The sequence below is a fragment of the Halobaculum sp. MBLA0143 genome (assembly GCF_041361465.1).
In the GTDB taxonomy this organism is placed as follows: domain Archaea; phylum Halobacteriota; class Halobacteria; order Halobacteriales; family Haloferacaceae; genus JAHENP01.
The window spans coordinates 1755615-1780284 of sequence record NZ_JBGKAC010000001.1 but is presented as its reverse complement, the minus strand read 5'-3'; the positions used below and the strand labels follow the sequence as shown (position 1 = coordinate 1780284).

Genomic DNA, 24670 nt, shown 5'->3' with positions numbered 1-24670 from the left:
CACAGGTACAAGAGCGTAGAGACACACATCAACACACATGAGCTCCGAACAAGACGAACTCAAGCAGACTGACACCGAGGCACGTTTCGACTTCAAGAAGGAGGAGAAGTCGGCGTTCCAGACGGAGAAGGGCCTGACGGAAGAGACGATCCGGCTCATCTCCGAGGACAAGGACGAACCGGACTGGATGCTGGAGCGGCGCCTGCGTGCGCTCCAGCAGTTCCACGAGATGCCGATGCCGACGGACTGGCCGGGTCAGCCGGACCTCTCCGAGGTGGACGTGGACGAGATCGTCCCGTACATCCGGCCGGACGTCGAAGCCCGCGGCGGCGCGGAGAACTGGGAGGATCTCCCGGAGGAGATCCAGGACACCTTCGACAAGCTGGGAATCCCGGAGGCGGAGAAGAACGCCCTCTCGGGAGTCGGTGCTCAGTACGAGTCGGAGGTCGTCTACCAGAACATGCAGGAGCGCTGGGAGGACAAGGGCGTCATCTTCTGTGACATGGACAAGGCGGTCCAGGAGCACGAGGAGATCGTCCGCGAGCACTTCATGACGAAGGCAGTGCCGCCCAGCGACAACAAGTTCGCCGCGCTGCACGGCGCCGTGTGGTCCGGCGGGTCGTTCGTCTACGTCCCGGAGGACACGACGGTGGAGATGCCGGTGCAGGCGTACTTCCGGATGAACTCCGAGGGGATGGGCCAGTTCGAGCACACGCTCATCGTCGCCGAGGAGAACTCCGAGGTGCACTACATCGAGGGCTGTTCCGCGCCGAAGTACTCGGCGTTCAACCTCCACTGTGGTGGTGTCGAGGTGTTCGTCGGCGAGAACGCCCACGTCCAGTACTCCACGGTCCAGAACTGGTCGAAGAACACGTACAACCTGAACACGAAGCGCGCCATCGCCGAGAAGAACGGCCGGATGGAGTGGATCTCCGGTTCGATGGGGTCGAAGGCGACGATGCTGTACCCGTCGACCATGCTGAAGGGTCGCGGCGCCTCCGACAACCACATCACCATCGCCTTCGCGGGCGAGGGGCAGAACATCGACACCGGGGCGAAGGTGTACCACAACGCGCCGGAGACGAAGTCGACCATCGAGTCGAAGTCGATCAGCAAGGACGGCGGCCGCACGAACTACCGCGGGCTCGTCCACATCGCCGACGGCGCCGAGAACTCCTCGACGGCCGTCGAGTGTGACGCGCTGATGTTCGACAACGAGTCCACCTCCGACACCATGCCGTACATGGAGATCAACGAGTCGAAGGTGGACGTGGCCCACGAGGCGACCGTCGGCAAGATCGGCGACGAGGACGTGTTCTACCTCCAGTCGCGTGGTCTCGACGACGACGACGCCAAGCAGATGATCGTGAGCGGCTTCATCGAGCCGATCACGGAGGAGCTGCCCATCGAGTACGCGGTGGAGCTCAACCGGCTCGTGGAGCTGGAGATGGAAGGGAGCCTCGGGTAACATGAGCACGCAGGTCCCACTCACGATCTCGCCGGAGACGGTCCGGGAGATTTCGGACGCACGCGACGAGCCGGAGTGGCTCCGCCAGACGCGTCTCGACGCGTTGGACGCGTTGGACGACCTGGAGCTGCCGGACGTGATCGAGACCCCGGGTCGTCGCTGGACGAACCTGGAGGCGCTCGACTACGAGACGCTCGTCGACCCGGACAACCAGTCCGACGAGACGGAGCGGGTCGGCCCCGACGAGGTGACGGTGACGGACTTCCAGACGGCCATCGAGGAGTTCCCCGAGCTCGTCGAGGCGGAGTTCGGCGCCGTCACGGACCCGGAGACCGACTACCTCACGGCGCTGTCGGCGGCGTTGTTCACCACGGGCACGTTCGTCTACGTCCCCGAGGGTGTCGACGCCGAGGACGTGACGATCCGCGCGGAGATGAACAGCCGCTCGCTGTTCTCCCAGACGCTGGTCGTCACGGAGCAGAACAGCTCCGTCACGATCCTCGAACGGATCGAGAACGGTGAGGCGCGAAGCGCCTCCGGAGGCGGCGAAGCCGCCGAAGTCGACGGCGACCGGTACTTCAGCAACCTCGTCGAGGTGTCCGCCGGCGAGAACTCCTACGTCCAGTACGGCTCGCTCCAGACGTTGGACGAGGACGTGTACAACTTCTCGCTGAAGCGCGGCGTGACGGAGGCGTACGCCACCGTCGACTGGATCGAGGGCAACCTCGGCTCCCGGCTCACCCGTGCGGACATCGAGACGGAGCTGGAGGGTGACGCCTCGGAGACGAAGATCGTCGGGGCGTTCTTCGGTCACAACGACCAGCACCTCGATCTGAACGCGCGAGTGTGGCACCACGGCGAACACACCACCGCCGACCTCGTCACGCGCGGCGTGTTGGACGACGAGGCCCGCTCCGTCTACGAGGGGGTCCAGGACGTCGGTCGTGGCGCCTGGGACACCAACTCCTACCAGCGCGAGAACACGCTGATGCTGTCCGACGAGTCGGAGGCGGACGCCTCGCCGAAGCTCATCATCAACAACCACGACACGGAGGCGTCACACTCCGCGACCGTGGGGCAGGTGGACGCCGAGGAGCTGTTCTACATGACCTCTCGGTCGATCGACCCCGAGCAGGCGCGCAACATGCTCGTCGAGGGGTTCTTCGTCCCCGTCTTGGAGGAAGTCGAGGTCGAAGAGCTCCGCGAGGATCTCCAGACGGAGATCGAAGCGCGACTCGACTGACGGCGCTTCGGTCCTCCGGTTACTCTCTTCGGTCGTTCCCTCCGCCCGGAGTGACAAGGCTTTCGGCGACCGCCGGTGTTCGGTGTGGTGTGCAACGCCGTGGACTCCTCGTCGGGCTCGCCGTCGTCGGGCTCGTCCTCCTGGCCGGCTGTACCGCCTCGTCGGAGCCGACCGGACCGACCGGCCCGCCGGGCTCGCCGACGCCGACGGCGACGCCGGCGACCGGCATCGTCGTCGAGACGTGGGACGTGGCGAACGGGACGGACGGCCGGCTGATCGTCCCGGTGACGGTGAAGAACCAGGGTCCGACCGCCGGCGACAGGGCGGTGATAGTCGAGGCGGAGGTCGGCAACGAGTCGGTGACGGTGCGACGCGAGGTGCGGGTGCCGGCCGGCGAGTCCGCGAGCGTGGAGATCCGGCTGAGCGTCTCGTTCCAGGAGTTCCTGAACGACGGCTCGCTGAACCTGCGGCTGGCGGGCGAGGGGTGAGGCTCAGCGCCGACGGTCGGCGACCCGTTCTTCGGCCGTGTCTGCGGCGACGAGCTCGTACAACACGGCGTGTTCGGACTCGCCAGGACGCAGGAGTCGGCCGAGCCGTTGAGTGAACTCCCGGGAGGAGCCGGAGCCGGAGAGGACGACCCCGACGGAGGCGTCGGGCACGTCTACCCCCTCGTCTAAGACGTTCGCGGCGACGACTCTGGAGTAGGTGCCGTCCCGGAACCGGTCGAGGATCTCGCGGCGCTCACTCGCCCCGGTCTCGGCGGTGATCGCCGGGATCAGGAACCGCTCGGAGATACGGTAGACGAGGTCGGTGTGGGCGGTGAACACGACGACCCGGTCGTCGGCGTGTCGCTCCAGGATGCGACCCAGCTCCCGGAGCTTGGCGTCGGCGTTCATCATCACCTCGCGGGCTCGTTGCTTGGCCAGCAACGCCTCTCTGGCGGCGGGGTCGCGGCCGGACCGTTTCACGAGCTTCTGGTAGTCGCTCCCGGAGTCGAAGCTGATGCCGTTCTCGCGGACGTAGTCGACGAAGGTGCCCTGTGCGGTCTCGTACGTCTCGCGTTCCGACGCCGACAACGCCACCTCGATCCGGCGCACGTCGTACTCGGCGAGGTAGTCGCCGGCGAGGTCGTCGACGCTCGCTCGGGCGACGACCGGTCCGAGCAGCTCCGTGACGACCTCGTGGGCCCCGTCCGGGCGTTCGAAGGTGGCCGTCAGTCCGAGTCGGGCGGGCGCGGCCACCAGTCTGGCGGCGTCGCGGAACCCCTGGCCGCCGAGGTGGTGGACCTCGTCGAACACGACGAGCCCGAAGTCGCCGCCGACGTCGTCGGCACGGAGGTACGCGGAGTCGTACGTCGCCACCGTGATCGGGGCCTGCTGTTGAACGCCCCCGCCGAACTGGCCGACTTCGACGTCGAACTCCGACGCCAGTTCCCGGCGCCACTGATCCAGGAGGTCCAGCGTCGGGACGACCACGAGGGTCGCAGTCTCCCGGCCTGCGATCGCCGCCAGCCCGATCACGGTCTTGCCGGAGCCGGTCGGCAGTTCGACGACGCCACGGCAGTCGTCGTCACGCCAGGCCGACAGCGCCTCGCGTTGGTACGGCCGGAGGTCGTACCGGGTCGCGAGCGGACTCAGGTCGGGGAAGCCGGCGGCGATGTCGTCGTCGACGGTCGTAGCGGCAGAGCCGACACGGCGGTCGGCCAGGCCGTCGCGGACGGCGGCGTACCGGTACGCCGGCGCGCGGTAGCCGGGGGTGCGGTCGTCTGCCTCGACGCCCGGGAGCGCCGTCGGATCGAAGTCGACGCCTGCGTCGCCGCTCGTGTCGACCTCGCCGACACACGCGTCGCCGCCGTCGACGGTGAGTCTGATACCGCCGTCCGCGAACCAGAGCCGGACCTGCACGGTCGCGCAGAGGCGTCCGAGCGGCTTGAGCCCGGCGACCGCGTGGGGCTACCGGTCGACCGTCACCCGGCCGCCGCTCGTGTCGAGCTCGAAGCCGGCGTCCTCCAGCCAGTCGCGGGCGGCGCCGTCGCCGTGGACGAGCAGTTCCGCCAGGTCCGCGGGGGTGTCGACATCCGTGGCCAACAGTCGAGAGTCGACTTCCCTGACGCTGGCACCCAGCTCGCGGGCGAGCGCCCGGTGGTCGCCGATCGACACGCCGTGGTAGTCCGTCCGGAAGCGTGCGTCTCTGACGACGACGGCGTTCGTCCCGCCGCCGAGCCCGGGGGCGAACACCAGGTCGGCTGGGCCGTCGTCCGGTGGCGCCGTCAGTCGGGTCAGTGCCGACGGCGTCGCCAGCGCGAGGTCCGCCATCACCACCGCCAGCGGGCTGTCGTGGTCCGGCTCACGGGCGGCCAGCAGGCCGTCGACTGCCTCCCCCAGCGGTCGTTCGTCGACGACCTGTGCGGCGTCGCGTTCCAACGGCGCCGTCGTCACGACGACCGGCGTGTGGCCGGCGCCGCGGACGGCCGCGAGCACGTCGGTCAGCATCGCGGCCGCGAACGACCGCCGCTCGGCCGACGACAGCACGTCCGCGAGACGGGTCTTCGGCCGGTCGGCCGCGAACGGGACGAGGGCCTCCATCGGAACCGGGATCAGCCCAGCCGGTCCGTGCTGTCCTGCTGGGACCGCCAGTAGAAGAAGCCGCCCACGGCGCCCCCGACGACGAGCAACGCCCCGGCGCCCATCAGCAGGAGTTGGTTGCGGTTCTGGTTGCTCTGGACCTGCTCGGCCTGGCTCTCGGCCTCGTTGGCCAGCGTCGTCGCCAGCTCGAACTCGCCGCTCTCGTACGCCTGGACGGCCTGGTCGAACTTGTCACTCGCGGCCTGCGGGCTGCCGGCCGCCTCGACTTCCGTCGCCGCCGCGTCCAGTGCGTCCCGGGCTGAGTCGGAGGCGTCGGTGAAGTACGCCGGCTCCACCGTAGCCAGCTGGTTGCTGCCGCCACCCGGCGGCACCTGCCGGAGCGTGGCGGCGGTGAACGTCTGTTGTGGGTCGTACGTGTATTCCGACACCTCCGGCACGACCCCGGTGAGCTGTACCTCTATCTCCGAGATGTCGTCGTCGGCGACGACGCTCGCGTCGTCGAACGTCTGGCCGCCGAACGACTCCTGGCCCACCTTCGAGCCCGTCTGATCGTAGTAGACTACCGTCCACGTGGGGGTCTCCAGCGCCGTCTCGCCGGCCAGCTCCCACTCTTCCAAGGAGGGTTCCTGGTACAGCTGAGACAGTGTGATCGTGAGCGACACCTCCTCGCCGACTGCGGCGCTGTCCGGGGCGTCCGTCTCCGCGACGGAGACGGCCGCGGCGGGCGCGACGGCCGCCGCTACCAACAGACAGACCGCGAGTGCGGCCGTCAGTCTAGAAGAGTGATTCCAGCTCGTCGTCGTCATCCTGTATCAGATCGTTCAAGTTGTCTTCGCTCTCCTCACGGATCTCGTCGATGTTGTCCTGGGCCTCGATCGCCACCTGCTGGAGCTCCTTGATCCGCGGGACGTTCGTCACGCCCGACAGGAGGATCACGCTGGCGACGAAGCCGGAGCCGCGGACGGGGTAGTCACCGCCCCGGACCTCCATCGACCCGGTCTGCTCTTCGAGCCACTTCCGTCCGCGTTCGATCCCCTTCCGGTTGAGGTGTTGTGGCGGACCGGCCATCACGAGCAGGGCGCGTTCGGCGCCGTCGATCTCACACGGCAGCGTCAGCCGCCCGAGGGCGGCCTTCCGAACCAACGACGTGATCCGGTTGGTGGTGTGTGCGCTGTCGAGTTCGTCGTCGTCGTCGTCACCTTTGAGTCGAGAGAGGATTCCGCCACCGCCGTTGTTGGAGGGTGCCTCCACCTCCTCGCTGGCGTAGCCGACGGTGGAGACACCCCCGCCCGACAACGTGTTGATGATCTCGGAGCTGTCCACGACGCTCTCTGCGACCTCGCCGCCCTCCTCGATCTCGCCGGCACCGAAGAGGATGCCGAACCGCCTGACGATCTCCTCGTTGATCTCCTCGTAGCCGGAGGAGACGGACTCCCCAGTCTTCCGCCAGGCGTCGTTGTCGAACACGAGGAGGTTGTCCACTTCACGCACGAACGTCTGGAACGACCGTGCGGCGTTGAGGGTGTAGATCCCACCCTCGTCGGAGCCCGGCAGGATCCCCAGCCCGTACACCGGCTCCGTGTAGATGCGTTTGAGGTGTTTCGCCAACACCGGCGAGCCGCCGGACCCGGTCCCACCGCCGAGCCCCGCGACCACTAAGAACGCGTCCACCTCGTGGACCGGAATCGAGTCGATCGCGCCCTGTACCTCGTCGATGTCCTCCTCGGCGATCTCCGCGCCGAGTTCGTTGTCTGCGCCCACGCCGTGACCTTTCACGCGAGACTGACCGATGAGGACCCGGTTGTTCTCCGGGATGTGTTCCAACCCCATCAGGTCCGCCTTCGCCGTGTTGACGGCGACCGCGGCGCGGACGATGTCGGTTCCCTGCCGTTCGTCGTACTCGACGAACTGGTCGACGATCTTCCCCCCCGCCTGTCCGAACCCGATCAGTGCCAGTTTCATGCGTCTCCCGCCATTGGTGGGGAACCAGTCGGACCACAGATAAAAGGATTGTGTTGACCGAACGACGAGTGTCCGACGCCCGTCCGTCGGTGTTCCGAGAAACCGACAGACGGCGACGGATTCTCCGTCGACTGCTCGGCTGCGTGAGCCTCTCACACGAATCGGACGAATAGGAGAAGTTTAAATACCTCGTGTATCAGTGGACGTTATCAGTCGCTTCGTTCACGTGAAGGCTGGCTGCAAGCCTCCCGACGGTCACTCGCCCGCGGCTCGCGCGGGATCCAGTTATCGAGTTCGAGAACGACTCCTCGAGTCCGAGAGTGTGCTCGCCCGGTCAGGCTGGCGCCGCGGTGGCGCCCGCGCCGGCCAGCCCCAGGTAGTCGCCCAGCGTGCGTAGCTCCGACTCCTCGACGCCGAACGCGCCCACGTCGTTGCTGCGTGTGGTGTTGTCGAACTGGAGCGAACGGTACTGGTCTGCGCCCATCGGCCCCCCGACGGCGCCCATCACGCTCAGTCCGACCTTGGCGAGCCCCATCGGCAGCGGGACGATGCCGACCGACCGACCCTCGGCCTCGTACACCTTCTCCGTGACCTCTCGGAGCGTCAACACCGCCGGCCCCCCGAGTTCGTACGTCTCTCCCTCGTGGCTCGCGTCTTCGACCCCGTCGGCCACCATCGGCGCCAGGTCGCCGATCCAGATCGGTTGGAAACGGGTCTTCCCGCCGCCGGGCAGGGGGTACAGCGGGAGCCCGGGCGCGAACCACCCCTTCAGCTTCTTCGTGAAGCCGACGAACTCCCCGCCGTCGCCGAAGACGACGGACGGGCGGTAGATCACCCCCGGGACGGACGACTCCCGGAGGCGTTCCTCGGCAGTACCCTTCGCGCGGATGTACGCCGTGTCACCGTCCGAGTCCGCACCCAGGGCCGACAGCTGAACGAACCGCTCCACGTCCGACTGTTCGGCCGCCTCGACCAGGTGTTCCGTTCCGCCGCGGTGGATCACGTCGTGCATCCGGTCACCGCCGTCCGGCTTGAACAACGGCGACAACGCGACCAGGTTCACGACCACGTCGTGACCGGGCACGATCTCGTGAACCGTCGTCTCGTCGGTCACGTCCAGTTTGACGGTGCCGACCCCGCTCGGGAGGTCCGCGTCTCCGGGCGACCGCGAGGCGGCCGTCACGTCGTGCCCGCGGTCCGACAGCTCTCGACAGAGGTACGACCCGACGAAGCCGGTTCCACCGGCGACGAGTACGTCCATACCTCGGCGGAGTGGAGGGGTGAACCTAAATGGTACGGACGGTAGGCGGCCGCGGAGTGACGGGCCCGACGCGACACGCTGCCGACGACGCCCGGTCAGTCTCCCTCACCGCGCCCTCACCGACGGCGTGAGCGACCAGCCCTCGACGCCGGACGACAGCGGTCGACGGTGGACCCGCACGAGCGCCGTCGGCTCCGAAACGTTCTTCTGGATTCCTGTCGCACCGTCGGTATGCCAACACCCGATACGGGGTACGACCCGTCACTCGGTCGGAAGTTCATCTTCGTCACCGGCGGGGTGATGTCCGGACTGGGGAAGGGGATCACCGCGGCCTCCACCGGGCGGCTGCTCGCCGACGCCGGCTTCGACGTGACGGCGGTGAAGATCGACCCGTACCTCAACGTGGACGCGGGGACGATGAACCCCTACCAACACGGGGAAGTGTACGTGTTGAAGGACGGCGGCGAGGTGGACCTAGATCTGGGGAACTACGAGCGGTTCCTCGGTGTCGACATGACCTCCGACCACAACGTCACCACCGGGAAGGTGTACGAGGAGGTGATCGAACGGGAGCGCTCCGGCGACTACCTCGGTGACACCGTCCAGATCATCCCGCACGTCACGGACGACATCAAGCGGCGCATCCGCGAGGCGGCCGCCGGGACGGACGTGTGTATCGTGGAGGTGGGCGGCACCGTCGGCGACATCGAGGGGATGCAGTACCTGGAGGCGCTGCGGCAGTTCGCCCACGAGGAGGACGACGAGGACATCCTGTTCACCCACGTCACGCTCGTCCCGTACTCGAAGAACGGGGAACAGAAGACGAAACCGACCCAACACTCCGTGAAGGAACTGCGGTCGATCGGGCTCCAGCCGGACGTGCTCGTCGGGCGGTGTACCGACTCGCTGGCGGACAGCACTCGCGAGAAGATTGCCCTGTTCTGCGACGTGCCGACGGACGCCGTCTTCTCGAACCCGGACGTGGAGGACATCTACCATGTCCCGTTGATGGTCGAAGAGGAGGGGCTAGACCAGTACGTGATGGAGCAGTTGGGGCTGGCCGAGGCGGCGCTGCCGACCGCCGAGCGCGACGACAGTTGGCGGGAACTCGTCACGCGCGACCGGACCGGCGAGGTCGAGATCGCACTCGTCGGGAAGTACGACCTGGAGGACGCGTACATGTCCGTCCACGAGGCGCTGAAACACGCCGGCCAGAAGTGCGGGGTCAACGTCTCCGTCTCGTGGGTCGACTCTGACGAGATGCTGGACCGCCACGCCGAGCGACTGCGGGACGCCGACGGCGTGGTCGTCCCCGGCGGCTTCGGCTCTCGCGGGACCGAGGGGAAGATCGAGGCCGTCCGCTACGCCCGGGAACACGACGTGCCGTACCTCGGACTGTGTCTCGGCTTCCAGATGGCCGTCGTGGAGTACGCCCGGAACGTACTCGACTTGGACGACGCCCACTCCGCCGAGATCGACGAGGACACCCCGCACCCGGTGATCGACCTCCTGCCGGACCAGACGGACCGCGAGGACATGGGTGGGACGATGCGGCTGGGCGCACACGTCACGGAGATCGAGGCGAACACACTCGCGGCCGAGGTGTACGGTGACACCCGGTGTACGGAGCGTCACCGCCACCGATACGAGGTGAATCCGACGTACATCGACGACCTGGAGTCCGGATCGCTCCGGTTCTCCGGCAGCGCCGGGCGTCGGATGGAGATTCTGGAACACGAGGACCACCCGTTCTTCCTCGGGACACAGTTCCACCCCGAGTTCCGGTCGCGACCGGACCGGGCGTCGCCGCCGTTCGTCGGCCTGATCGAGACCGTGATCGAGGAAACCGGGGTCCACGACGGCGACGTCGACGACCAGACGGAGGTGACGGCCTGATGGTCGACCGAGAGTCGTTCCTGACGGAGGCGACCGCCGAGATCGAGTCGGAGCTGGGCGACGCGAACGCGATCATCGCGCTGTCGGGCGGCGTGGACTCCTCGGTCGCGGCGGCGCTGGCGTACCGCGCCGTCGGCGACCAGCTCACTCCCGTCTACGTCGACACCGGACTGATGCGGAAAGGAGAGACGGAACAGATCCGAGAGACGTTCTCGTACATGGACTCGCTGCGGGTGGTCGACGCCCGCGACCGGTTCCTCGACGCGCTGTCGGGCGTCACCGACCCCGAGGAGAAACGGCACGTCATCGGCGAGCAGTTCATCCGAGAGTTCGAACGCGAGGCCCGGGAGACGGACGCCGACTACCTCGTCCAGGGGACGATCTACCCCGACCGGATCGAGTCGGAGGGGAACATCAAGTCCCACCACAACGTCGGCGGGCTGCCGGAGGCGATCGACTTCGACGGGATCGTCGAGCCCGTCCGGGACCTGTACAAAGACGAGGTCCGGGAGGTCGCTCGCGCACTAGAACTGGACGAAGTCGTCTCCGAGCGGATGCCGTTCCCCGGTCCCGGGCTCGCCGTCCGCGTGCTGGGTGAGGTGACCGAGGAGAAGCTGGCGGTCGCCCGCGAGGCGTGTCACGTCGTGGAAGACGAGACCGCCGACCACGACCCGTGGCAGGCGTTCGCCGCGGTGATCGGGAAGGGTACCGGCGTGAAGGGTGACAACCGCGTCCACGGCTGGATCGTCTCGGTGCGGTCGGTGGAGTCCCGCGACGGGATGACCGCCCGAGCGCAGGATCTGCCGTGGGAGACGCTCCAGCGCATCCAGTCGCGGATCACGGGGAGCAACGAGAACGTGGCTCGTGTGGTGTACGACGTGACTCACAAGCCGCCGGCGACGATCGAGTACGAGTGAACGCGGCGCGGGCGAGACAGCCTCGCCCGTCTCACCCGAGTTCCGCGAGGAAGAACGGCTTCGTGCTGTCCTCTGTCGTGTCGTCGGGCATCCCCCACACTTCTCGGAGCGTGAACCCGGCCTCGCGGAGGTGTCGTTCCGTCGCCTCCCGACCCGCGATGGACCAGCGCACCTCCGTCCCGCTGCCGAGCCAGTCGGGTTCGACCCCTGCCACTCCACGCCGCCCTCCGTCACCAACAGCGTCCCGCCCGGCCGGAGCACTCGCGCGAACTCCACAAGGGCGGTCCGGTGGTCGTCCAAGGGGACGTGGATCAGCGAGTGGGTCGCGCCGACCGCGTCGGAGCTGTCGTCGACGAACGGGGGGTTCGTCCCCCTGCGCGAGACTCCCGGCGACCCGCCGTCGAGCGAGCGCCAACTGCCTGCGGGAGAAGTCGAGCCCGACGGCACGCTCGTCGGCCGCGACGAGTGTATTGCTCCCGGTGTCTGTCGGCGAACGGCTCACGACACGCTTTAACCCCGGAGCCACGGAGTCGACGGTATGACCGAGACACAGACGACCGCGGTTCTCGCCGGCCCAGACGCCGAGGGGTTGGGTGACGCGCTCGCGGCCGAGGGGATCGCGGTGACGCACGTCGACGGTGTTCCGACGGGTGAGTCGCTGACGGCGGCCGGCATCGACGACGCGGTGTTGTACGTGCTCACGGACACGGCCGAGGCCACCTCGATCCCGGTCGCCAAGGAACGCAACCCGGACGTTCGAGCGGTGGTGTACGCCGACGAGACGCTCCCGGAGTTCGCACAGCCGATCACGGATCTAGCTGTCGACCCGCGGCTGTTGGACGCCGAGACGGTCGCGGAAGAACTCGCGGCCGACGCCGCACAGTAGCTTTTTCTACCGGGACGGGACCAAGCCCCCCGTCGCACGCTCTACGACTCGCGGCGGGCAGCGGTCGCGCGACACCGCCGCCGCGAGCCCGACGACCGGCCACGGTGTCGAGGTGTCGCCTGCTCGCTACTCCCCACGCAACTCCGCCACGTGGTCGATCCGTTGCTGGACCAGTTCCGCCGTCCCCACGTCCGAGCGGTAGCGCAGCCCCTCGCCCGCCGCGGCCAGTGCGTCACTCGCCACACGTTCCGCCTCCGCGATCTCCGCGCCCGTCCCCACCACGGCCAACGCCCGGGAGGTCGTGGTGTAGATCCCGTCGTCGCGCTCGTCGACGCTGGCGTAGAACAACAGCGCCTCGCCCGCAGACGACTCGTCCACCTCAACTCTGGTCCCCCCGTCCGGATCCGTCGGGTACCCCTCCGGGACGGCGTACTTGCAGACGGTCGCAGCCGGCTCGAACGACAGCTCCGGCAACGACTCCCCGTCGCGTGCGGCCGTGAGCACGTCGATCAGCGGCGTCTCCATCACCGGCAGCGTGTTGGTCGCCTCCGGATCGCCGAAGCGGGCGTTGAACTCCACCACCTTCGGCCCCTCTGCGGTCAGCATGAACTGGCCGTACAACACGCCCTCGTAGGCCGGCATGGCGTCGACGACGGCCTCCAAGATCTCCACGGCCCGCTCGTAGTCGGCGTCCGTCGTGAACGGGAGCGCCCGCTCGGCGGCGCTGTAGCTCCCCATCCCGCCGGTGTTGGGGCCTTCGTCGCCCTCGTAGGCGCGCTTGTGGTCCTGGACCGCCGGCGTCGCCCGAACCTCGCCGTCGGCGACGAACGCCTGGACGGTGAACTCCTCGCCGACGAGTCGTTCCTCGATCACCCACTCGTCGTAGTCGGCGCTCCGGACGTAGTCGACGGCCTCGCTCGTCGTGACCTGGTCCCCGGTGACGCGGACGCCCTTCCCGCCGGTGAGGCCGGCCGGCTTGACGGCCACGTCGTGGTCCGTCTCGGCGACGTAGTCGGCGGCGTCGTCCGCGTCGTCGAACGTCTCGAACGCCGGACAGCCCGGGATCGACTCCCGGCGCATGAACTCCCGTTGGAACTGCTTGTCCGTCTCGACCCGCGCCTGCTCTGCGTGCGGGCCGAAGGCGTACACGCCTGCGGCGTCCAGCGCGTCCGCGACGCCGGCCGCCAACGCCGCTTCCGGGCCGATCACGGCCAGGTCCGCGCCGACGCGCTCGGCGTAGTCGACGACCGCGTCGGCGTCCGTCTCCGTCACCTCGGCCGTGTCGGCCGCGAGCCGTGCGATCCCGGGGTTGCGGTTGCTCGCACAGGCGTACAGCTCCGTGTCGTCCGCCAGCGCGCGAGCGACCGCGTGCTCCCGGCCGCCGCCGCCGACCAACAGGACTGTCTCTGTCACGTTCGGAGGCGGTACACACGAGGGTGTAAGTCTTGCTCTCTACACGGGAGGATCTGTGCAGGGTCGTGTACGATCGCCGTCACGACCGCTCGGCGGGGGGCGCACAATTTATCTGGTCGCCTCCGCTACAGCGGAGTATGCCCCAGTGTGAGATGTGCGGCGCGGACAAGCCCTCGCTCACCACGACGAAGGTCGAAGGTGCCGAGCTGGAGCTGTGTGACGACTGCACGGAGTTCGGGACGGAGGTGCGGCAGACGGAGTCGTCCTCCACGAGCACGAAGTACTCGACCTCGTCGTCCTCCGGTGAGTCTTCGGGGTCGTCGTCTTCCTCTAGCTCCTCGTCTTCTTCCTCCTCGCGTCGACACGACATGTTCGACGAGATGGACACCGTGGCGAGCGACTACGACGAACGGATTCGATCGGCCCGCGAGGACCGCGGGCTCAGCCAGGAGGACCTGGCGAACGAACTCAACGAGAAGCGGAGTCTGATCCGCAAGCTGGAGCGTGGCGACGTGCTCCCGAGCGACGACGTCCAACAGAAGCTGGAGGGGGCGCTCGAGGTCTCTCTGACGGAGGGTGACAGCGCCGACGAAGAGGAGTGGTCGTCCGACTCCTCCGGGTCGATGACGCTCGGCGACGTGGTGAAGCGAGACGACGGCTGACCGGTCGCCATCGGTGGGCTCTTTGTGTCTGCGCTCCGCCACCGGGTATGTTCGTCTTGGTGAATCTGAAGGCGTACGACTGTGACCCCGTCGAGATCGCGACGGCCGCCGCCGAGGTCGCCGAAGAGACCGGCGTCCGGATCGCCGTCGCCCCCCAGCCGGCACACCTCGACCGCGTCGCCGATACCGGCGTCGAGACCTGGGGGCAACACGTCGACGCCATCGACCACGGCAGTCACACCGGGAGCGTCCACGCCGGCGCAGTCGCCGACACTGGCGCGACCGGAACGCTCCTCAACCACTCGGAAGAACGGCTCAGGCTGGCCGACATCGACGGAGGACTGGACGCCGCCCGCACGGCCGGGTTGGAGACGGTCGTCTGCGCGAACGACCCGGGACAGTCCGGCGCGGCGGCGGCGCTGGGCCCGGACGCGGTCGCCGTCGAGCCCCCGGCGCTGATCGGCGGTGACGTGTCCGTCGCGAGCGCGGACCCGGAGATCGTCACGAGCGCCGTCGACGCCGTCGAAGCGGTCGACGACGAGGTCGACCTCTACTGTGGCGCCGGCGTGTCGACGGGCGAAGACGTGGCCGCGGCCGCCGACCTGGGTGCCACCGGCGTCCTGCTGGCCTCCGCGGTAGCGAAGGCGGACGACCCGCGAGCCGTCCTCCGGGACCTGGCGAGCGGCGTCCCCTGAGGCGACTCGCCGGCCTCGAACGGCGTTCGTCGGGGTTTCCGGTATTCTTTACCCGTTGGCGGTGCCGGGAGCCAGTAGATGCAGGGACCCGAACGCGATGGCGCTGTCGGCTCCGGACGCCTCTGCCCGGACGGTGGTCTCGCGGTGGAGCGAGGGATCTGTCGGGACCTCGTCGCCGACGAGTTCCGGGCGGCGTGGGTCGGTGCCGTCAGCGGCGATCACGTCGTCGAACTGGCGGCGGCGGGAGCGGTGTCGCCGTCGGGTCGGACGGTGTCGTTGTCGACGGCCGGCGCCGTCCCGGACGCGGTCACGACCGGGGAAGTCGCCCGTTCGGAGACGGCCCCGGAGGGGGTCGACGACACGGCGACTACGACGCTCGTGGCCCCGTTCTGGGAGCCGGAGCCGGACGCCGAGACGCCGGACCGCCCGGACGGCGTCGCCGTCGGCTACGCCGCCGACCCGACGTCGGCAGACGAACGGGCGTTGGTGACGGCCGCTCGGAGTCTCGGACGTCACCGGGCTCTGGCGGACGACGGCCCGGAGGGGTTCGACGGCCGATTTCAGACGGCTTTCGCCCGACACGACGCGGTGATGCTGTTGATCGACCCGGAGACGGGAGAGATCGTCGACGCGAACGACGCCGCGATGACGTTCTACGGCTACGACGCCTCGGAGCTGATCGGGACGTCCATCCAGTCGATCAACGTCGCGTCCGACGAGGCGGTGGCCGACGAACGGAGTCTCGCCCGCTGGGAGGAACGCAACTACTTCCTGTTCGAACACGAGCTCGCCTCCGGCGAGCGTCGGACCGTAGAGGTTCACTCGACGCCGGTTCCGTTGTCCGACGGCCCGGTGTTGTTCTCCGTCATCCACGACGTGACCGAGCAGGTGGAGTACGAGACGGAGCTGGAGCGGTACGGCGACCTGTTCGAGAACGTCCCCGTCGGACTGTTCCGTTCTCGGCCGGGGCCGGAGGGACAGTTCGACGAGGTGAACCCCGCGATGGTGTCGATGTTCGGTGCCGACTCGCGGGCGGAGTTGCTCGATCACACCCCCGTCGATCTGTACGTCGACCCGGACGACCGAGCGGCGTTCTCGGCGGAACTGCTCGAGACGGGTGTCGTAGAGGAACACGAGGTGGAGCTGCGCCGACTCGACGGGGAGTCGTTCTGGGCGTCTGTCTCGGCGATCCGGACGGGGACGGACGACGGGGCCGTGTTCGACGGGCTGATCCAAGACGTCTCCGAGCGGGTCGCCTACGAACAGTCGTTAGAGCGGCGGACGGAACGGATGGAGGTGCTCAACCAGCTCCTGCGACACGACATCCGCAACGACATGGCGGTGATCGGCGGCAACCTGGACCTGGTGGAGCCGCACGTCGACGAAGCCGGCCAGACACACCTCGACACGCTGCGAGAGCGGGCGGACCACGTCGTCGAGCTGACTCACACCGCGCGCAACATCACGGAGACGATGTCCGTGGAGTCCGGCGACGACCTGGAGACGGTGCCGGTGCGGTTGGACGGTGTGCTCGTCGACGCGCTGTCGAACGCTCGGTCGTCGTTCCCGCACGCGACCGTCGAGATCGACGCCGAGCCGCCGGCCGTCTCCGTCTGGGCGACGGAGATGCTGGACTCGGTCTTCCGGAACCTCCTCAACAACGCCGTCCAGCACAACGACACGGACGAGCCACACGTCGAGGTGAGCGTCGAGGTCGACGAGGAGACGGCCGTCGTCCGGGTCGCCGACGACGGCCCTGGAATCCCGGACAGACAGAAGGAGACGGTGTTCGAGCGCGGCCAGAAGGGATCGACGAGCTCCGGGACCGGGCTCGGGCTCTACCTCGTCGGAGTGCTGGTCGACAGCTACGACGGTGAGATCACGGTCACGGACGCCGACCCCCGGGGAGCGGTGTTCGAGGTGCGGCTGTCGCGGGCCGACGAGGACGCCGCGACGGACGCTTTCGGCGGCGTCGCCGAGTGAGCGAGTTTACAACGCTTATGTCTCCCCGCCGGCTGTACTCGAGTATGAGCGAGAACGCCGGCACGGAGCAGGACACCGAGCGAGAGGCAGACGGCGACGAGCAGGACGAGCGGTCGGAGCTGGTCGCCCGCGTGGCGGCACACGACGAGGAGCTGGCGACCGCGGTGGAAGACCGGATCACGGAGGCGGAGACGGCCGCGGACGACGCCCGCGAGCGGGCAGAGGAGCTGGAGTCGTCGCTGGCCCGCACCCGCGCGGACTTCGAGAACTACAAGGATCGTGCCGAGAAGCGACGCGAGCAGGCCGCGACGCGTGCGACCGCCGACCTCGTGGAGAAGCTGACAGACGTACGCAACAACCTCCTGCGGGCGCTGGACCAGGAGGCGGACGCGGACATCCGCCCGGGTGTCGAGTCGACGCTGGAGACGTTCGACCGCGTGCTGGAGGAGGAGGGGGTCACGCCCATCGAGCCGGAGCCTGGGACGGAGGTGGACCCGGAGCGCCACGAGGTGATGGTGCGCGTGGCGTCGCCGGAGCCCGAAGACACCGTCGCCGAGGTGTACGATCCCGGCTACGAGACGGACGACACCGTGATCGAGGCGGCGAAGGTGACGGTGAGTGACGGCAGCGGCGACGACGGCGACAGCGAAGAGAGCGACGGCGGCGACTCGGAGTGAGCCGTGCGACGGCACACGTACGGCGACGGGGAGCGTGACCTCCTGTTCGTGCTCGGGTGGGGCAATCGCCCGGGTCACGAGCCGGTCGACTGGCTGGTGTCGCAGTTCGACGACTGGGCGGTCCACGCCGTCGTCGTGCCGGAGAACGGCACGGTGTTCGACCGCGACTACCGGGCGCCGCTGACCCGGATCCACGAGAGGATCGAGCCGGACGCGGCGGCGGCACACAGTCTCGGCGGGCTGGCGCTGGCACACGTCCCCGGTGAGGAGCCAAGGGTGTACTCCAGCCCCTTCTGGGGGCTGAACCGGGCGGGCGTGGCCGGGCTGGCGGCGCCGGCCCTCGCCCGGCTCCCGATCTCGCGCCGGATCGTCCCGTCGGAGTCGGATCCGGCGGCGCTCGGCGACCTGAAGCCGGCCGACGAGGAGGGGGCGGCCGACCGCGGGCTGTCGCCGGCGTGGCTCGGTGCCGTCCGCGAGGGCCAACGGACGCTGCCGTCGTTCCGCGACGGGAGCGTCGTGTACTGCTCGCTGTCGGAGACGGTGGTCGGACTGGGCGCAATCGGCGACCACGCGCCCGCCGACCGCGTCCGACTGTACGACGGCGGTCACGAGTTCTTCGCCTCCTCCGGCCGCGAGGAGACGATCGCTCGCTTCGAACGGGACCTCCGGGCGATTGCAGACGGGGAGCGCCCGCCGGCGACACCCTCCGGCTCCAGGTGACGCCGGGCGAGGGGGCTCACGGCGAGCGTCTCAGTCGTCCACGCGGGCGACGCCGTGCTCCAAGGTTCCGACACCTTCCACGTCGACCGCTACAGTATCGCCGTCCGTCACGGGGGCGACACCGGCGGGTGTCCCCGTCGAGATCACGTCGCCGGGCGAGAGCGTGAGGTAGCTCGTCACCTCGGCGAGCAGGGCCGGCACGGAGAAGACGAACTGATCGCGGGAGCCGGACTGGCGGCGGTCACCGTTCACTCGGAGCTCGACGGCGGCGTCCGCGGGGACGTGTTCCGGGTCGGCGACACACGGTCCCAGGGGTGCGGCGCCGTCGAACGCCTTCCCTCGGACCCAGTTGGTCTCGCGGTCCTGGTCGTCGCGGTTGGAGAGGTCGTCGAGACAGGTGTAGCCGGCGACGTAGTCGGCGGCGTCGCTGGCGGCGACGTTCCGTGCCTCACGGCCGATCACGACCGCGAGCTCGGCCTCGTGTTCGATCGTCTTGCCGGCCGGGAGCGGGACGGTCGCGCCCGGCGAGGCGACGCAGTTGGGGGGCTTCAGGAACAACAGCGGTCGGTCCGGGACGGCCTCGGACCGTTCTTCGGCGTGAGCGACGTAGTTGCGGCCGACACAGACGATCTTCTCCGGCTCACACGGCGCCAGGAGGTCGACGTCCGCGGCCGAGAGGTCGTACTCGCGGCCGGCGGCGACGACACTGTCGCCGTGGTAGACGCCCGTGCGGACGGTGCCGGCGGGGTCGCGGATGCGTGCGTGTCGCATACCGCGTGGTCGGCGGCGGCGGGCTTGAACGCAGTGGTCGAACCGCAACCGCTTTCGGGCGGTCGCCCCCGAGACCCGGCTATGGCGAGCATCGCGGCCGAACGGATCGAGCGACTGGCCGCGCTGGCGGCGGAGGCGACCCGCGCGGGCGAAGTAGACCGGAGCCGGACGTACGTCGCCACCGCCCGCCGGCTGGCACAGCGGGAACGGCTGTCACTCCCCCGTCGGTTGGACCGCTTCGCCTGTGACCGGTGTGACGCCTACCTCGTCCCCGGAGCGAACGCCAGGGTGCGACTCCAGGAGGGGAGCCACGTCGTGATCCGGTGTGACTGTGGAGCGACGGATCGGTACCCGTACTGATCGGTGAGGCCGTGGACCGCAGGCTTCAACACGGTGCTCGGGGTACGGCGAGCGTGAGCGACGACGACACTGCACGACGCGCACACGAACTGGACGCGACGATCCGCGTCGGCAAGAAGGGGGTCGAGAGCGTCGCCGACGAACTGGACCGACAGCTGGGCGACGCGGAGCTGGTGAAAGTGAAGTTCCTCCGGTCTGCCCGCGGCGGGACGGACACGGAGACGCTCGCGGACGAACTCGCGGCGGCGGCGGGCGCGGAACTGTACCGTACCCGCGGCAACACCGCGGTGTTCAGCCGGTAGCTACCCGTCGAGTGCGGCCTCGACGTCCAGGAACCCGGCCCCGTAGTACGCCTTGTCGAAGTCCGACGGGACGGACGCCGCCTGCTTCAGCGCCGCCTCCACCTGGTTGGCGTCGTAGTCCGGGTTCTCGGCGGCGACGAGCGCGGCCGCCCCGGCAACCTGTGGAGCCGCCATCGAGGTGCCGGCGAGGTAGGCGTACGGCTGCGGGAAGCCGAACGCCTCGGCGGTCGCCAACGGGATGGCGTTGTACACGAGGTCGCTGACGCCGCCGCCGGGGGGAGTGCCCCCGCCGGGGGCCCCCAACGTGACCGCGTTCGTGCCGTAGTTGGTGTAGCTCGCCGGCTGCGTGCCGGGGTTGTCCGCGGTCCCCGTGAACGGATCGAAGTCGACGGAGGTGGTGGCAGACACCGCGAGCCCTTGTGCCCCCTCCGCGGGGATAGACATGACCTTGCCGTCGTGCTGGAGGTCGGCGCCGTCGTTGCCGGCGGCGATCACCAACAGCGTCCCCTGGGCGTTGGCGTACGTCATCGTCTCGTTCAGGACACCACCGTAGAACTTCCCGTTGCCCTTCCGCGGGAACGGGTACGCGCCCAGCGAGAGGTTGGCGACGTCACAGCCGACGTTCGCGGCGTAGGTGACGGCAGCCAGGATCGCGCCGAAGGAGGCGCCGCCGGAGGGACCGAACACCCGCAGGTCGACCAGGTCCGTCGCCGGCGCCGTGCCGACGACCCCGACGCCGTCGTCCGTCGCAGCCGCGATTCCGCCGACGTGTGTGCCGTGATAGCGCGTTCCCGGCGGGCTGTGGTCGCCGTCGTCGGCCGCGAAGTTGCGCGACAGGTCCTCGTTGAGGTTGCCGAAGTCCGGGTGGTTCTCGTCGATTCCGGTGTCGAGAATCGCCGTGCGGCTCCCCTCACCCCGGGTGCGCTCGTGGACCGCTCCGAGGTTCTGGACCTGTTTGTCCCACTGGAGCGCGGCCAACGGCTCCTCCAGTTCGGCGGCCGCGGGCGCCGCGGTCGGCTCCGCGGTCGGCTCGTCGATGCTGATCTCCACGTCCGGCGCGTACTGCTTCACGTCCTTCGAGGCGGATACCGCCGACTCGGTGCCCCGAACGACGCTCACGGACACGCCCGGCATCTCGTGGACGACCTCCAAGTCACCGGGCACCTGCTCGCCCGTCACGACGAACCGATCCGTCCGTTCGGCTGCCGTCACCGAACTACCGACGAACAACCCGCCCAGTGCCCCGCCGCTCAGCCGCAGGAACTCCCGTCGTGTGTCGGACATGCACACGGTGAGTGGAACAGCCAGGAATTAAATCTGTTGCAAACGGTAACTCATTTTGGATCTCTGTTACGAGGCTAACACGGAAGGTCTGCGAATACACACAGTTTGACACAGTTCTATGTCCGATCTACGGGTCATTTTGTGGTACGTGGAGTCGTCTACTTCCGGTCGGGGGACGGCTGCCGTGGACCGTGTAGCTGAAGTAGACGGGCTGCGGAGAAACCGAGCGTGCAGGTGTACCAGCTCGGCGAAGGCGCGCCAGCGGTCGCGGTCGTCGGCGGGATTCACGGCGACGAGCCGTGTGGCCGCCGCGCGATCGACCGACTCCTGGCCGACGAGCCGGACGTCGACCGACCGGTGAAGTTCGTCGTCGCCAACGAGGCGGCCGCCGAGCGGGACGTGCGGTACGTCGACGAGGACCTCAACCGGGCGTACCCCGGCGACTCGGACGCGGACTCCCACGAGGGGCGGCTGGCGGCGGCGCTGCGCCAGGAGCTGGAAGGGTGTACCACGCTGTCGCTCCACTCCACACAGTCGTACGCGGAGCCGTTCGCCATCACGTCCGTCGTCGACGAGATTACGCAGGCGGTCGTCCCACGGCTCCCGGTGACACAGCTCGTCGAGTCGGGGCCGTTCTCACAGGGACGGTTCATCGAACAGGCACACACGCTGGAGGTGGAGTGTGGGCTCCAGAAGAGCGAGGCAGCCGCGGAGAACGCCTACTGGCTGATCCGGGCGTTCCTGTCGGCGACGAACGTCCTCCCGGAGCCGACGACGGACGACCGTATCCACTCCCGCGGCACGGACGACGTGGGAGTGTTCCGGCTCGTCGAGCAGATCGGGAAGCCGCCGGCCGACAGCTACGAAGTGCTCGCCCACAACTTCGAACGGGTCGCGCCCGGGCAGACGTTCGCCGTCGCCGACGGCCAGGAGTTCACCGCAGACGAGGAGTTCTACCCGGTGTTGATGTCCGCGAACGGCTACACGAACGTGTTCGGCTACGCCGCCAGCCGGTTGGGGTCGTTGTCGTAGCTACTCTGCGACGGGCTCGGACTCTTCGATCTCGACTTCCACGTCCGTCTCCTCGTCGTCCCCGGCGCGGCGCCGTCGCACGACGTACGCCGCGGTGCCGACCGCCGCGACCCCGACTGCCGTCCGGGCGCCCCGTCGGAGCAGACTGGAGCGCTGGTTCGTCGCGTCGGTGTCGGTCTCGCTCGTCTCGTCCATCGCGTCGGTGTCGGTCTCGCTCGTCTCGTCCATCGCGTCGGTGTCGGTCTCGCTCGTCTCGTCCATCGCGTCGGTGTCGGTCTCGCTCGTCTCGTCGGCCAGTGCGCTGTGGCCCCCGTCGTCGCCCCCGATCACGCCGCGCGGGGAGAAGTCGACGCCGTCGTGCACGTGCAGCTCGAGTAGTGTCAGTTCTACCATACTCGTACTACGCGTGCAGGGGTCTTGAACACCGCCGTGGTGCGAGCCACCACGGCGCCCGGCCGACACCGTGTCGTTGAAACTGTCGGCTACCGGAGTGTATCTATGGAATCCGACCCACGCGCGTTCTTGGAGGAACTGTTGGAGACACCGTCCCCGTCGGGGTTCGAGGGCCCGGGTCGCCGGGTCTGGACGGAGTACGTCGCGTCGTTCGCAGACGAGGTTTCGACGGACGCCTACGGCAACGCCGTCGCCGTCCACGAAGGGGACCCGAGCGTCGATACGGAGATCGCCGTCGCGGGCCACGCCGACGAGATCGGGTTCATGGTACGCGACGTGACCGAGGACGGGTTCCTCCGAATCACGGCCGTCGGCGGCTCCGACCGCACGGTGTCGAAGGGACAACACGTCACTGTCCACGCCGACGAGCCGGTCGCGGGCGTGATCGGTCAGACGGCGATCCACCTCCGGGACGGCGACGAGGAGTACGAGGAGATCGACGCCCAGTTCGTGGACGTGGGCGTCGACAGCGGCGAGGCGGCCCGCGAGCTCGTGGAGATCGGCGACCCGGTCACCTTCGCCACGACGACGGCGGAGCTGGCCGACGACCGGCTGGCGGCTCGCGGGGTCGACAACCGGGTCGGCACCTGGACGGCCGCCGAGACGCTCCGCCGAGCCAGCCGGCGTGACGCCGACGCGACCGTGTACGCCGTCGCCACCGTGCAAGAGGAGCTCGGCCTGAAGGGGGCAGAGATGGTGGGCTACGATCTCGACCCGGACGCGATCGTCGCAGTGGACGTGACACACGCGACGGACAACCCGGACGTGTCCCAGACCGCGAGCGGTCCCGTCGAACTGGCGGACGGTCCGGTCGTCTCCCGCGGCTCCGCCAACCACCCGGCGCTCGTGTCGTTGGCCCGCGAGGCCGCCGAGACGGCGGGCGTCGACTACCAACTCCAGGCGACTGGCTCCGCCACCGGGACGGACGCGGACGCCTTCTTCACCGCCCGCGGCGGCACGCCCGCGCTCAACGTCGGGCTGCCGAATCGCTACATGCACACCCCCGTCGAGGTGATCGACACGACTGACCTCGTCGCCGCCGCGGACCTACTCGCGGAAGCCGTCCTCGCCGCACCTGCCGCCGCCCCGTTCGAGGCGCCTCGCTGACCGGCTATTTCACGTTTTTGGATTAGTTTTATTCGTGTGCAGTGATTTCGACCGGGTATGGGTGACGACAACGACCCACAGGGGCACAGCGGACGGAGACAGACGCGGCGGACGTTCCTGCGTGCGGCCTCGGCGACGGCGGTCGGCGGCGGGCTGATCGTCGGCGGAGCGGGGACGGCCGCTGCCGGCAACAAGGGGTGTGGCGCAGAGAACGTCGCGGCGCCCGACGACTTCCCGCGGGTGTCGACTCGCGACCACTTCGACGGGGACGCCGACCTCATCAACGGGGAGACGGAGTGGAGCTACGACGTGGAGGGGTCGTGGCCACAGTGGGGAGACGAGCTGACGCTGTTCGTCCACGGGTGGCGGTCGTCCGACGACGACGACGAGCCGATCGACGCCGGCCAGGAGTGCACGAACGCGCTCCGGGCGGCCGGCTACGACGGTGCGACGGCGGTGTACTCCTGGGACTCCGACAAGGGAGACAGCATCGACCTCGGCTGGGCGTCGGCGAAGGACATCGCCGAGCGCAACGGCAAGAAGCTCGCCAACTTCTGTCAGTGGTACGCCGGGGAGTACGACGCGACCGTCCGGCTGATCGCCCACTCGCTGGGCGGCCGGACCGTGATGTACGCGCTCCAGACGTTGGAGGAGGCGTACGGCGCCCGCGACCTGTTGGCGTCCGTCTCGTTGGTCGGCGCGGCGGTGGAGAAAGACTCCCCGTCGATGGACGCCGGCTGGCTCGACGAGGAGTTCGGCGACCACATCGAGTTCGCGGTCGGCCGACTCGACAACTTCCACTCGTACGAGGACGGTATCCTCAACAACGTGTTCCGGCTGCGGGAGACGGAGGAGGCGGTCGGCGAGGTGGGAATCCAGTACGAGGCGCCGGACAACTACACGGACTTCGACGTGACCAGCGAGGTCGAGTGTCACCGCAACTACTACAAAGAGGAGGAGGGGATCGTCGATCAGCTCGTCGCACAGTGGTGA

The 24670-nt window shown here is 68.7% G+C and carries 26 protein-coding genes and 1 pseudogene; 16 read left to right on the top strand and 11 right to left on the bottom strand.

Annotated features, from left to right (window positions below; translation table 11 throughout):
• Positions 1-37 precede the first annotated feature (37 nt).
• The 3 genes from sufB to RYH79_RS09150 all read left to right on the top strand — a co-directional run bounded on the left by sufB (position 38) and on the right by RYH79_RS09150 (position 3199).
• On the top strand, positions 38-1468 hold the full coding sequence (gene sufB, locus RYH79_RS09160) for a Fe-S cluster assembly protein SufB (RefSeq protein WP_370898364.1): 1431 nt from the start codon (positions 38-40) through the stop codon (positions 1466-1468).
• A gap of 1 nt (position 1469) precedes the next feature.
• Positions 1470-2711, top strand: a complete 1242-nt coding sequence (sufD, locus tag RYH79_RS09155) for a Fe-S cluster assembly protein SufD (RefSeq protein WP_370898362.1) — start codon at positions 1470-1472, stop codon at positions 2709-2711.
• 89 nt (positions 2712-2800) lie between these two features.
• Positions 2801-3199 (top strand): hypothetical protein, encoded by a 399-nt coding sequence (locus RYH79_RS09150; protein WP_370898360.1) that lies wholly within the window; start codon positions 2801-2803, stop codon positions 3197-3199.
• A 3-nt stretch (positions 3200-3202) separates the two neighbouring features.
• Here the strand turns inward: RYH79_RS09150 and RYH79_RS09145 are convergent, their stop codons facing one another.
• From RYH79_RS09145 to RYH79_RS09125, 5 genes are all read right to left on the bottom strand, one after another.
• The gene (locus tag RYH79_RS09145) at positions 3203-4615 is read right to left on the bottom strand and encodes a DEAD/DEAH box helicase (protein WP_370898358.1); all 1413 of its coding nucleotides are present in this window, start codon (positions 4613-4615) and stop codon (positions 3203-3205) included.
• Positions 4616-4663: 48 nt separating this feature from the next.
• Positions 4664-5296, bottom strand: coding sequence for a 2-phospho-L-lactate guanylyltransferase (cofC, locus tag RYH79_RS09140; RefSeq protein ID WP_370898356.1), 633 nt, complete (start codon positions 5294-5296; stop codon positions 4664-4666).
• Between the two features lie 11 nt (positions 5297-5307).
• Entirely contained in the window at positions 5308-6102 is a 795-nt protein-coding gene (locus RYH79_RS09135) for a hypothetical protein (protein ID WP_370898354.1), read from the bottom strand.
• Positions 6071-7258, bottom strand: coding sequence for a tubulin/FtsZ family protein (locus RYH79_RS09130; RefSeq protein WP_370898352.1), 1188 nt, complete (start codon positions 7256-7258; stop codon positions 6071-6073). Before RYH79_RS09130 ends, RYH79_RS09135 begins: the two co-directional genes overlap by 32 nt.
• Before the next feature lie 334 nt (positions 7259-7592).
• Positions 7593-8519, bottom strand: a complete 927-nt coding sequence (locus RYH79_RS09125) for a complex I NDUFA9 subunit family protein (RefSeq protein ID WP_370898350.1) — start codon at positions 8517-8519, stop codon at positions 7593-7595.
• Between the two features lie 231 nt (positions 8520-8750).
• On the opposite strand from RYH79_RS09125, the gene pyrG reads away from it, so the two are divergent.
• Together pyrG and guaA are read left to right on the top strand one after the other, a co-directional pair.
• The gene (pyrG, locus tag RYH79_RS09120) at positions 8751-10415 is read left to right on the top strand and encodes a CTP synthase (RefSeq protein WP_370898348.1); all 1665 of its coding nucleotides are present in this window, start codon (positions 8751-8753) and stop codon (positions 10413-10415) included.
• Positions 10415-11332, top strand: coding sequence for a glutamine-hydrolyzing GMP synthase (guaA, locus tag RYH79_RS09115; protein WP_370898346.1), 918 nt, complete (start codon positions 10415-10417; stop codon positions 11330-11332). Before pyrG ends, guaA begins: the two co-directional genes overlap by 1 nt.
• Positions 11333-11363: 31 nt before the next feature.
• Here the strand turns inward: guaA and RYH79_RS09110 are convergent, their stop codons facing one another.
• Together RYH79_RS09110 and RYH79_RS09105 are read right to left on the bottom strand one after the other, a co-directional pair.
• On the bottom strand, positions 11364-11546 hold the full coding sequence (locus RYH79_RS09110) for a hypothetical protein (RefSeq protein WP_370898344.1): 183 nt from the start codon (positions 11544-11546) through the stop codon (positions 11364-11366).
• Between the two features lie 32 nt (positions 11547-11578).
• Positions 11579-11779: pseudogene (locus RYH79_RS09105) on the bottom strand (class I SAM-dependent methyltransferase); the annotation flags it as partial.
• Between the two features lie 91 nt (positions 11780-11870).
• Between RYH79_RS09105 and RYH79_RS09100 the strand changes: the two are divergent.
• Positions 11871-12218: a DUF7126 family protein gene (locus RYH79_RS09100; RefSeq protein ID WP_370898342.1), complete on the top strand. Its 348-nt coding sequence runs from the start codon at positions 11871-11873 to the stop codon at positions 12216-12218.
• Between the two features lie 126 nt (positions 12219-12344).
• Here the strand turns inward: RYH79_RS09100 and purD are convergent, their stop codons facing one another.
• Positions 12345-13631, bottom strand: coding sequence for a phosphoribosylamine--glycine ligase (purD, locus tag RYH79_RS09095; protein WP_370898340.1), 1287 nt, complete (start codon positions 13629-13631; stop codon positions 12345-12347).
• A gap of 137 nt (positions 13632-13768) precedes the next feature.
• Here purD and RYH79_RS09090 point away from each other — a divergent pair, with 137 nt between their 5' ends.
• The 5 genes from RYH79_RS09090 to RYH79_RS09070 all read left to right on the top strand — a co-directional run bounded on the left by RYH79_RS09090 (position 13769) and on the right by RYH79_RS09070 (position 18368).
• The gene (locus RYH79_RS09090) at positions 13769-14293 is read left to right on the top strand and encodes a multiprotein bridging factor aMBF1 (RefSeq protein WP_370898338.1); all 525 of its coding nucleotides are present in this window, start codon (positions 13769-13771) and stop codon (positions 14291-14293) included.
• A 47-nt stretch (positions 14294-14340) separates the two neighbouring features.
• Entirely contained in the window at positions 14341-14988 is a 648-nt protein-coding gene (gene tpiA, locus RYH79_RS09085; protein WP_370898336.1) for a triose-phosphate isomerase, read from the top strand.
• A 78-nt stretch (positions 14989-15066) separates the two neighbouring features.
• Positions 15067-16971: a PAS domain S-box protein gene (locus RYH79_RS09080; RefSeq protein WP_370898334.1), complete on the top strand. Its 1905-nt coding sequence runs from the start codon at positions 15067-15069 to the stop codon at positions 16969-16971.
• A gap of 44 nt (positions 16972-17015) precedes the next feature.
• Entirely contained in the window at positions 17016-17648 is a 633-nt protein-coding gene (locus RYH79_RS09075) for a nucleotide exchange factor GrpE (RefSeq protein WP_370898332.1), read from the top strand.
• Positions 17649-17651: 3 nt separating this feature from the next.
• Positions 17652-18368 carry an alpha/beta hydrolase gene (locus RYH79_RS09070; RefSeq protein ID WP_370898330.1) on the top strand — a complete coding sequence of 239 codons (717 nt, stop codon included), beginning with the start codon at positions 17652-17654 and terminating at the stop codon, positions 18366-18368.
• 30 nt (positions 18369-18398) lie between these two features.
• Here RYH79_RS09070 and RYH79_RS09065 read toward each other — a convergent pair whose 3' ends face one another.
• Positions 18399-19139: a fumarylacetoacetate hydrolase family protein gene (locus RYH79_RS09065; protein WP_370898328.1), complete on the bottom strand. Its 741-nt coding sequence runs from the start codon at positions 19137-19139 to the stop codon at positions 18399-18401.
• Between the two features lie 81 nt (positions 19140-19220).
• Here RYH79_RS09065 and RYH79_RS09060 point away from each other — a divergent pair, with 81 nt between their 5' ends.
• Both RYH79_RS09060 and RYH79_RS09055 read left to right on the top strand, forming a co-directional pair.
• Positions 19221-19499, top strand: a complete 279-nt coding sequence (locus tag RYH79_RS09060; protein WP_370898326.1) for a ribonuclease P protein component 4 — start codon at positions 19221-19223, stop codon at positions 19497-19499.
• 53 nt (positions 19500-19552) lie between these two features.
• Entirely contained in the window at positions 19553-19801 is a 249-nt protein-coding gene (locus RYH79_RS09055; RefSeq protein ID WP_370898324.1) for a YhbY family RNA-binding protein, read from the top strand.
• Here the strand turns inward: RYH79_RS09055 and RYH79_RS09050 are convergent, their stop codons facing one another.
• On the bottom strand, positions 19802-21085 hold the full coding sequence (locus tag RYH79_RS09050; RefSeq protein ID WP_370898322.1) for a S8 family serine peptidase: 1284 nt from the start codon (positions 21083-21085) through the stop codon (positions 19802-19804).
• Between the two features lie 228 nt (positions 21086-21313).
• Here RYH79_RS09050 and RYH79_RS09045 point away from each other — a divergent pair, with 228 nt between their 5' ends.
• Entirely contained in the window at positions 21314-22117 is an 804-nt protein-coding gene (locus tag RYH79_RS09045; protein WP_370898320.1) for a M14 family metallopeptidase, read from the top strand.
• On the opposite strand, the gene RYH79_RS09040 is transcribed toward RYH79_RS09045, so the two are convergent.
• Positions 22118-22510, bottom strand: coding sequence for a hypothetical protein (locus tag RYH79_RS09040; protein ID WP_370898318.1), 393 nt, complete (start codon positions 22508-22510; stop codon positions 22118-22120).
• 105 nt (positions 22511-22615) lie between these two features.
• On the opposite strand from RYH79_RS09040, the gene RYH79_RS09035 reads away from it, so the two are divergent.
• Positions 22616-23677, top strand: a complete 1062-nt coding sequence (locus RYH79_RS09035) for a M20/M25/M40 family metallo-hydrolase (protein ID WP_370898316.1) — start codon at positions 22616-22618, stop codon at positions 23675-23677.
• Positions 23678-23734: 57 nt separating this feature from the next.
• A complete protein-coding gene (locus tag RYH79_RS09030; protein WP_370898314.1) occupies positions 23735-24670 on the top strand; it encodes a lipase family alpha/beta hydrolase in 936 nt (311 codons plus the stop codon).